At 70.9% G+C, this 7,889-nt stretch carries 5 protein-coding genes; all 5 read left to right on the top strand.

The window, feature by feature from the left end; translation table 11 throughout:
- Positions 1–321 (top strand): hypothetical protein (locus E0D90_RS21020; RefSeq protein ID WP_438827427.1); only part of this gene is annotated, 321 nt, incomplete at its 5' end.
- Entirely contained in the window at positions 321–3,140 is a 2,820-nt protein-coding gene (gene pglZ / locus E0D90_RS21015; protein ID WP_130799646.1) for a BREX-2 system phosphatase PglZ, read from the top strand. The genes E0D90_RS21020 and pglZ, both read left to right, overlap by 1 nt.
- Entirely contained in the window at positions 3,137–4,471 is a 1,335-nt protein-coding gene (gene brxD, locus E0D90_RS21010) for a BREX system ATP-binding protein BrxD (RefSeq protein WP_130799645.1), read from the top strand. The genes pglZ and brxD overlap by 4 nt, the downstream gene beginning before the upstream one ends.
- Positions 4,468–6,627: a DEAD/DEAH box helicase gene (locus E0D90_RS21005; protein WP_130799644.1), complete on the top strand. Its 2,160-nt coding sequence runs from the start codon at positions 4,468–4,470 to the stop codon at positions 6,625–6,627. The genes brxD and E0D90_RS21005 overlap by 4 nt, the downstream gene beginning before the upstream one ends.
- Positions 6,628–7,095: 468 nt before the next feature.
- Positions 7,096–7,889 (top strand): AfsR/SARP family transcriptional regulator (locus E0D90_RS21000; protein WP_130799643.1); only part of this gene is annotated, 794 nt, incomplete at its 3' end.

Genomic DNA, 7,889 nt, shown 5'->3' with positions numbered 1-7,889 from the left:
GACGTGCCGCTCGGCCAGCACGGCACACCACGGCTGCCCGCTCCCGCCCCCGAGCGGGACGCGCCGGCTCCGCCCGTCCCCGGACAGGATCCCCGGGTGGGGTACGGCGCGAGAGCCGACGCCGGTCCCGCGAGCTTCGTCGTCGAGCCCACCGAACTGGAAGCGAGCCTCGCCACCGTCGTCCACGGCATCGGCGCGGAGATCCGCCAGTACGTCGCCACCCACCCAGGGGCCCGTGTGCGTGTTACTTGGCAGGTGATCGAGGACGGTCACGCCGCGGAGCGCCGCCCCGGCACCGCAGAGGACGAGGGGCGCGACTGATGGCTCCCCCGCCCCAGTTGCGCCGGCACGTCGTCGAAGCCGTCCTGCAGCGCCACGAGCGCAAGCTCGCGAAGTACCGCCTCATGCTGATCCACGGCCAGTACGTGCCCGGGCAGGCCGGGATCTTCAGCGTGGACCTCGCGGGCGAGACCAGGCGCGTGATCGTCCGGGACGAGGCCTCTGTTCTCGGAGCACTGTCCGCCTGGCACCACCACCGGGCAGAGGCCTCGACCGATGACATCCTGGTCCTCACCACCACCCTCGACGACCACCAACTCGGCTGGGACCTGCGCGGGCACGCCGTGAACCGGCGGACCATCACGGTCGAGAAGAGCGAGATCGTCGCGCAGCGCTTCGGCGCCACCGGCATCGACGTGCGCATGCACAGCGAGGATTGGCTGCTGCAGGCGCTGATCGACGCCGAACCCACCGCGGGCGGCTGGCCACGAATCGGAGGCGTCCTCACCCGGGACACGGCGCTGCGCGCACTCACCGTCGAACGGCTCGGGCTGCGCCCCGCGGGTGCTGCACTCTCCGCCACGGATCAGCCCGCCCTCGACGCCGACACCCTGCTCGCCTGGTCCCGCACCTCGAACGGCCCCCGCCGGTTCGCCGAACTGCCGGAGACCGAGCGACGCGAACTCAGGGCCTGGCTCGGCGAGATCGCGGGGCCCGCTGTCGGCGTTCTGCTCGCTCTCGTTGAGAACGACCTCGGGCACGACGCCATGGCCATCGGCCTGTTGGGAGCGGCCCTGCGCAACCCGGCGGTCGAGCCGGACGTCACCTTCGCCGTCGGGGGGCTGCTCGGCCAGGCGGGACAGCGCCGCGAAGAGATCACCGCCTTCACCGACGCGGTGGAGGGTACCCTCCTGCGCTGGATCGGGGAGGCCACGACATCGGTCGACGCACAGCACCGAGTGCACGACGTCCTGAAGCGCGCGGACGAGCTCGCCGTGAAGGCGCGGTTGACACACGGGCTCACCGGCAGCCGTTTCCTCCTCTCCAGCTTCGCCGAGCACCTCGGAGCAGCCGTGGAGGGCGCACACCGCGCGCCCGAGGAGGGCGAGGCCGCGCTGGCCGAGCTCGGGGGCCATGCGCTGGCAGGGATGGCCCCCGAGCGGGTCCGCGTCGCGGAGATGGCCGTGCGCCTCGCCCGCTGGCTCAGCCACCAGGAGCCGGACGTCACGTCCGTCTCCGTCGGAGTGCGCCGCCAGGCCGTCGAGTGGGGATGGGTGGACCGGGCACTGGCTGTGCTGTGGGCCGGGGACCCCGGTGGTGGCCGTGCGTTCACCGAGAGCCTGCGCGCGCTGTACGACGCAGGACGAGCGCGCCGCGACCGCCTCGACGAACGGTTCGCCCACCAGCTCGCTGGCTGGTCACCCAACGCCACCGCTCAACAGCCCGCCGGCTGTCTGCTGGTCGAGAACGTCCTCGACACCGTGGTCCTGCCGTTGGCCAAGGCCGCCCCGCCCCTGGTGATCGTGCTCGATGGCATGAGCAGCGCCGTTGCCGTGCAGCTGGGCGAGGAGGCCGAACGAGAAGGGTGGCAGGAGGCTGTCCCCAAGCCGGAGGGAGACGCACCGCCGGTCCGCCTCGCAGCCGTCTCCATGATGCCCTCCCTCACCCGCACAAGCAGGGTCTCCCTCCTGAGCGGCACGCCCACCAGCGGAGGCCAGTCCACCGAGAACGCCGGCTTCGCCACCTACTGGAGCCGGCAGCGGCACAGCGCAGCCCTCTTCCACAAGGCGGCCATAGGCGGCGACGCAGGACACTTCCTCGCCGAGGAACTCACCGCCGCCCTGGCCTCCGACAGCGTCGTGGGCGTCGTCCTCAACACCATCGACGACGCGTTGGACTCGGGACAACAGGGGCAGCGCACGGGCTGGTCCCTCCACGACATCACCTACCTGCGCGAGCTGCTCGCCGCCGCCCGCAACTATGAACGTCCCGTCGTCCTCGTGGCCGACCACGGCCACGTCATCGACCGCGGCGGCGGCGAGAGCCGCCCCGCCCAGGACGGCGGCGGGTCGGCGCGCTGGCGTCCGGACACCGACGCGGGCGACGGCGAGGTCCTGCTGCGCGGGCCTCGCGTCCTGGAAGGGAACGGCACGATCGTCGCGGCGTGGCGGGAGGACCTCCGCTATGCCACGCGTCGGGCCGGATACCACGGTGGCGCTGCACTGGCCGAGATGACCGTCCCGGTCCTCGTACTGCTGCCGTCCCAGGACCTCGTGCCGGTGGGCTGGCAGCTGCTGCCCCGGGAGCAGGCGACCCCCGCCTGGTGGTCGGCCCGAACGCCCGGTACGGCCGAGGCCCGCGAAGCTCGCCGACCAGACGTGTCGCAGCCCCTGCGGCGACCGGCCCGCGCCACGAGACGTCAGGACGAGGAACTGTTCGGCCCGGAGGATGTCGCGGTGCCAACGGCCCAGCCGCGTGCGGACGTCCAGCAGACGACCACGCTCGGCGCGCGCGTCGTGGCGAGCGAGGTGTACGAGGCGCAGAAGGTGTACGTGCGCAAGGCGCCCGAGGCCAAGGTCGTCGCGGCCGTCATCGACGCCCTTGCAGCCGCCGGCGGCACCATGTCGCCGGCCGCGCTGGCGGCGTCGATCTCGGCGACAGGCCGGGTGCGACGCAACATCGAGGGCTTCGTCGCCACGGTGCAACGTCTGCTGAACGTCGAGGGTTACCCGGTGCTCGGGCTGGTCGAGTCCGGTCACGCGGTCAAACTCGACACCGCACTGCTGCGCGAGCAGTTCCTTCCCGCCCGAGCGGGCGACAGCGACGGCAGAACCAAGCCTTCCGAGAGGGAGAAGCGATGAACAGCGCGGCGCCCGCCAGCCCCGTGCGGCTGCGCGAGGTCGTGGACGCGCTGCGCCGCGGCACCGTACCGCAGGGTGGACTCGACCTGCTCGCCGTCGGCCTCGGCCGCTTCGAAGAGGCCCTCGACGACGACCTGGCGCTGGCAGCACGGGGTGGAGCGGCATTCCACGCCATCCGCGGCGAGTACGGCTCCGGCAAGACGTTCTTCGCACGGTGGCTCACCGAGCGGGCCAAACGAGCCGGGCTCGCCACAGCCGAGGTGCAGATCTCCGAGACCGAGACGCCGCTGCACCGACTGGAGACGGTCTACCGTCGACTCACCGAACGGCTTGCCACCGCCACCCACCAACCCAGCGCACTGCGGGCGGTCATCGACTCGTGGTTCTACACCCTGGAGGAGGAGGTCCTCGACGCCGGCGATGCGGCGGAGGAGGACGAAGCGGCGCTCGCCGCAGCCGTCGATGCGCTCATGGAACGCAGACTCGCCGACGTGGCCCGCACCACGCCGGCCTTCGCCGCCGCCCTCCGCGGCTACCGCCGCGCCGTCGCCGAAGGGGACGGCGCGACCGCGGAAGCCCTCATCGCCTGGATCGGTGGTCAGAAATCAGTCGCCGCCTCGGCCCGCCGGACCGCCGGTGTCCGCGGAGACCTGGACCATTTCGCCGCGCTCGGCTTCCTGCAGGGGCTGCTCACCGTGCTGCGCGACTGCGGTCACCCCGGTCTGCTCCTGGTGCTCGATGAGATCGAGACGCTCCAGCGGGTACGCGGTGACGTGCGGGAGAAAGGACTGAACGCACTGCGGCAACTCCTGGACGAGATCGACGCGGGGCGGTTCCCCGGCCTGTTCCTCGTCATCACCGGAACCCCCGCGTTCTACGACGGTCAGCAGGGCGCGCAGCGCCTGCCACCGCTGGCGCAACGGCTGGCCACCGACTTCAGCACCGACCCCCGCTTCGACTCGCCTCGCGCCGTTCAGCTGCGGTTGCCGGGGTTCGACCGGGAGCGACTCGGGGAACTCGGCCGCACGGTCCGCGACGTGTACGCGCAGGTCGCCCGCAACCCCCAGCGAGTGAGAGACCGTGTCGACGACGCCTACGTCGCCCACCTCGCCGAGGCGGTCACGGGCGGCCTCGGTGGGCGAGTCGGCATCGCTCCCCGTGTCTACCTGCGGAAGCTCGTCGCGGATGTCCTCGACCGCGTCGATGAGTTCGATGAGTTCGACCCGCGGCAGCACTACGCGCTCACCCTCGCCTCCTCGGAGCTCACCGAGACCGAACGCAACGCGGCCGCCAGTGGCGACGCCGGCGCGGTGGAACTGGAGCTGCCGTGAGCGGCGGGGACCTCACCCCGGCGCTCGTCCATCACGTCGTCAACAGCTTGGGCTGGCGAAGCCTCCGTCCCCTGCAGGAAGCCGCGGTCGCACCGCTGATCTCCGGTGCCGACGCCATCCTGCTGGCCCCCACCGCAGGCGGCAAGACCGAAGCAGCGGCCTTCCCCTTGCTGAGCCGTATGGCCGACGAACGGTGGAGCGGCACCTCCGTTCTCTACGTCTGTCCGCTCAAAGCACTGCTCAACAACCTGCTGCCGCGGCTGGAGACCTACAGCTCATGGCTGGGCCGCAGCGCAGCCCTCTGGCACGGCGACACCACCGCCGCAGCTCGCAAGCGCATCCTGGCCGCCCGGCCCGACATCCTGCTCACCACACCGGAATCGCTGGAGGCGATGCTGGTGAGCGCCAACGTCGACCACGCCTCCTTCTTCTCCGGAGTCCGGACGGTCGTGGCGGACGAGGTGCACGCCTTCGCCGGCGACGACCGTGGCTGGCACCTCCTTGCCGTCCTGGAGCGGCTCCAGCGCAGTATCGGGCGGCCCATTCAGCGCATCGGCTTGTCAGCGACGGTCGGCAACCCAGAGGCGCTGCTCGCCTGGCTGCAGGGGTCGGGAGCGGGCCGACGCCACGGCGAGGTAATCGCGCCGCACCTCTCGACGGAGTCGGCGTCGGCGGCGTCGTCCACCGAGGTGTCACCAGGACCCGCCGGGGGGGCGGCAGTCCCTCCGGGCACCGTGCAACTCGACCATGTGGGATCGCTCGACAACGCCGCGACGGTGATCGCAGCGCTGCACCGAGGGGAGAAGCGCCTCGTCTTCTGCGAATCCCGCCGCTACGTGGAGGAGCTGGGCGCGAAGCTGCGAGGGAAGGGGGTCACCACCTTCCTGTCCCACGCCTCGCTCTCCCTCGACGAGCGTCGGCGTGCCGAGGCGGCGTTTGCAGAAGCGCGCGACTGCGTGATCATCTCCACCAGCACCCTGGAACTCGGCATCGATGTCGGGGATCTCGACCGGGTCATCCAGATCGACGCCCCGTCCTCCGTGGCGTCGTTCCTCCAGCGTCTGGGCCGTTCCGGCCGACGACAGGGGAGCACACGCAACTGCCTCTTCCTCGCGTTGGACGAGGACGGTCTGCTGGCCGCGGCCGGGCTGCTGCTCACCTGGTCCCAGGGGTGGGTGGAGCCGGTGGTAGCCCCACCGGAGCCACGCCACATCGTGGCGCAACAGCTCCTCGCGCTCTGTCTGCAGGAGAACCGCGTCGGCGAACATCTCTGGCGGGAATGGTGGAACGGGCTGGGCCCGTTCGGCGACTCCGCCGAAGCGATTGTCCGGCACCTTGTGGAGGAGGGCTACCTCGACCGCGACGGCGGGATGCTCTACATCGGACCGGAGGCCGAACGCCGCTTCGGGCAAAAGCACTTCATGAACCTCACCGCGGTGTTTACCGCGCCGCCCCAGTTCACCGTCCTCCAGGGACGCACGGAGATCGGACGAACGGACCCCAGCCTCCTCACCGAATGGATCGACGGGCCACGGCGGCTCCTCCTGGGCGGCCGCAGTTGGCAGGTCGCGTACATCGACTGGCGACGCAAACGGGCGTATGTCGAGCCGGTGGACGGAGGCGGCAAAGCCAAATGGAACAGCGTTGGCTTCGCACCCGCCGGTTCCCACCGGCTGGCGCGGGCCGAACGCAGCGTCCTCCTCGGGGAGGACCCGCCCGTGACCATGACGGCTCGGGCGGTGGACGCGCTGCGCAGAGCCCGCGAGGAGCATCTGGAGCACGTCCACCCCAAAGGGACACTGATCCTCAGCGACCAAGGAGGCCACCACCGCTGGTGGACCTGGGCCGGGTATCGCGCGAATGCCACCCTCGCCGCGAGCCTCAGCGCTGTCGCGGTACCGGGACAGCAGGTGAACGACCGCTGGATCCGCCTGCGGGAGGATGTCACGGCGAGCAGCTGGAGTAACGCGAATCGGGAGGCTCAGAACCGGTTGCGCCTTCCCGATATCGACGAACGAGCGCTCCGAGGGCTCAAGTTCTCTGAAAGCCTGCCCCCGGCACTGGCGACGGCCACGCTCGCGGCGAGGCTCGCCGATACGGAGTCCGCCGCGGCCGTCGTGGCCGAGCCGGTGCGCTTCGTCCGGGGCGAACGGTAGCGCCCACGGGCAGAGCGAGCCGATCAAGCAGGCACACGCGGGAGGTCATGTCGGCAGTGGTCCCGCGAAGCAGCCAAGGACCTGGCATCGGTGCGAGACGGCCCTCTCCTCCGTCGTACAGCCCGGACCTGGTACCCGTCCGGGGGATCGGTTTCGGCCGGTGCGGATGGGGTGGGTGTGGCGGCGGGGCGACACATAGTCCGTTTTGGGAGATGTTTCTCGGACATTGGCCAGGAACGACTCGACGGTTCCACGGGGTGGGTGTCGTCTGGCATCCATGAGCCACGATGAGTTCGTACGACTGTCCGGCGCTGGTCCATTCATCCGAGTTAGCATGAGCCAGGCAAACAATTCCTTCACCTATATGGAGGGGTCGGCTTCGGTCGAGCGGTACTTCGCCAGGGGGAACGGGTGGAATTCCACATACTTGGACACCTCGACGTCTCGTGCGGTGGTCAGCCTGTGTACTTGGGTGGCTCCCGTGAGCGGACGGTGCTGTCCATGCTGCTGCTGGAGGCCGGGCACGTCGTCCCGATCGACCGTCTGATCGACGCCGTGTGGGGCGAGGACCCGCCGGTCACAGCTCGTGGCCAGATCCAGTTCTGTATATCCGCGCTGAGGCGCCGTGCTGTCGCGGCCTGCGGAGTCGATCCGATCGAGACCCGTCGCCCTGGATATGTGATCCATCTCGGCGAACACACCTTTGATCTTCATGGCTTTGAGGAAAAGGTGAATGCGGGGAGAGCGGCCCGCGCCGGCGGGGACCCCGCGGAGGCCGCGCGGGTGCTGCGGGCGGCGCTTGACCTGTGGCGCGGGCCCGCGCTCGCGGATATCGACAGCACCCTGCTGCGGCGTGGCGTCAACCGGCTGGACGAGCGGCGCCTCACGGTGATCGGCGAGGCGCTGGAGTGCGCCCTGCTCGCCGGTGAACACCACGAGGCCATCGGGGAGTTGCGCACCCTGGTCGGGGACCGCCCACTGCACGAGCACTTCTGGGCGCTGCTGATGACCGCGCTGCACTCGGCCGGCCGGCAGGCCGAGGCGCTGGACGCCTACCGTGCCGCGCGGCGGGTGCTCCGCGACGAACTCGGTATCGAGCCCGGCAGCGAACTCCGCCACCTCCACGAGGCGTTACTGTCCGGGATCTACCAGGCGCCGCGGCTCACCCCGCCGCCCGCCGTCTCCCGGCCGCCGCGCGAGAGCGCGCCGCCGGTGCCGGAGGAGCCGGAGCCCCAGCCGGTCGCCGCCGAACCCGCCGACCC

The organism is Streptomyces otsuchiensis, from assembly GCF_004305975.1.
In the GTDB taxonomy this organism is placed as follows: Bacteria; Actinomycetota; Actinomycetes; order Streptomycetales; family Streptomycetaceae; genus Streptomyces; species Streptomyces otsuchiensis.
This window is presented reverse-complemented; position numbering and strand designations above follow the sequence as displayed.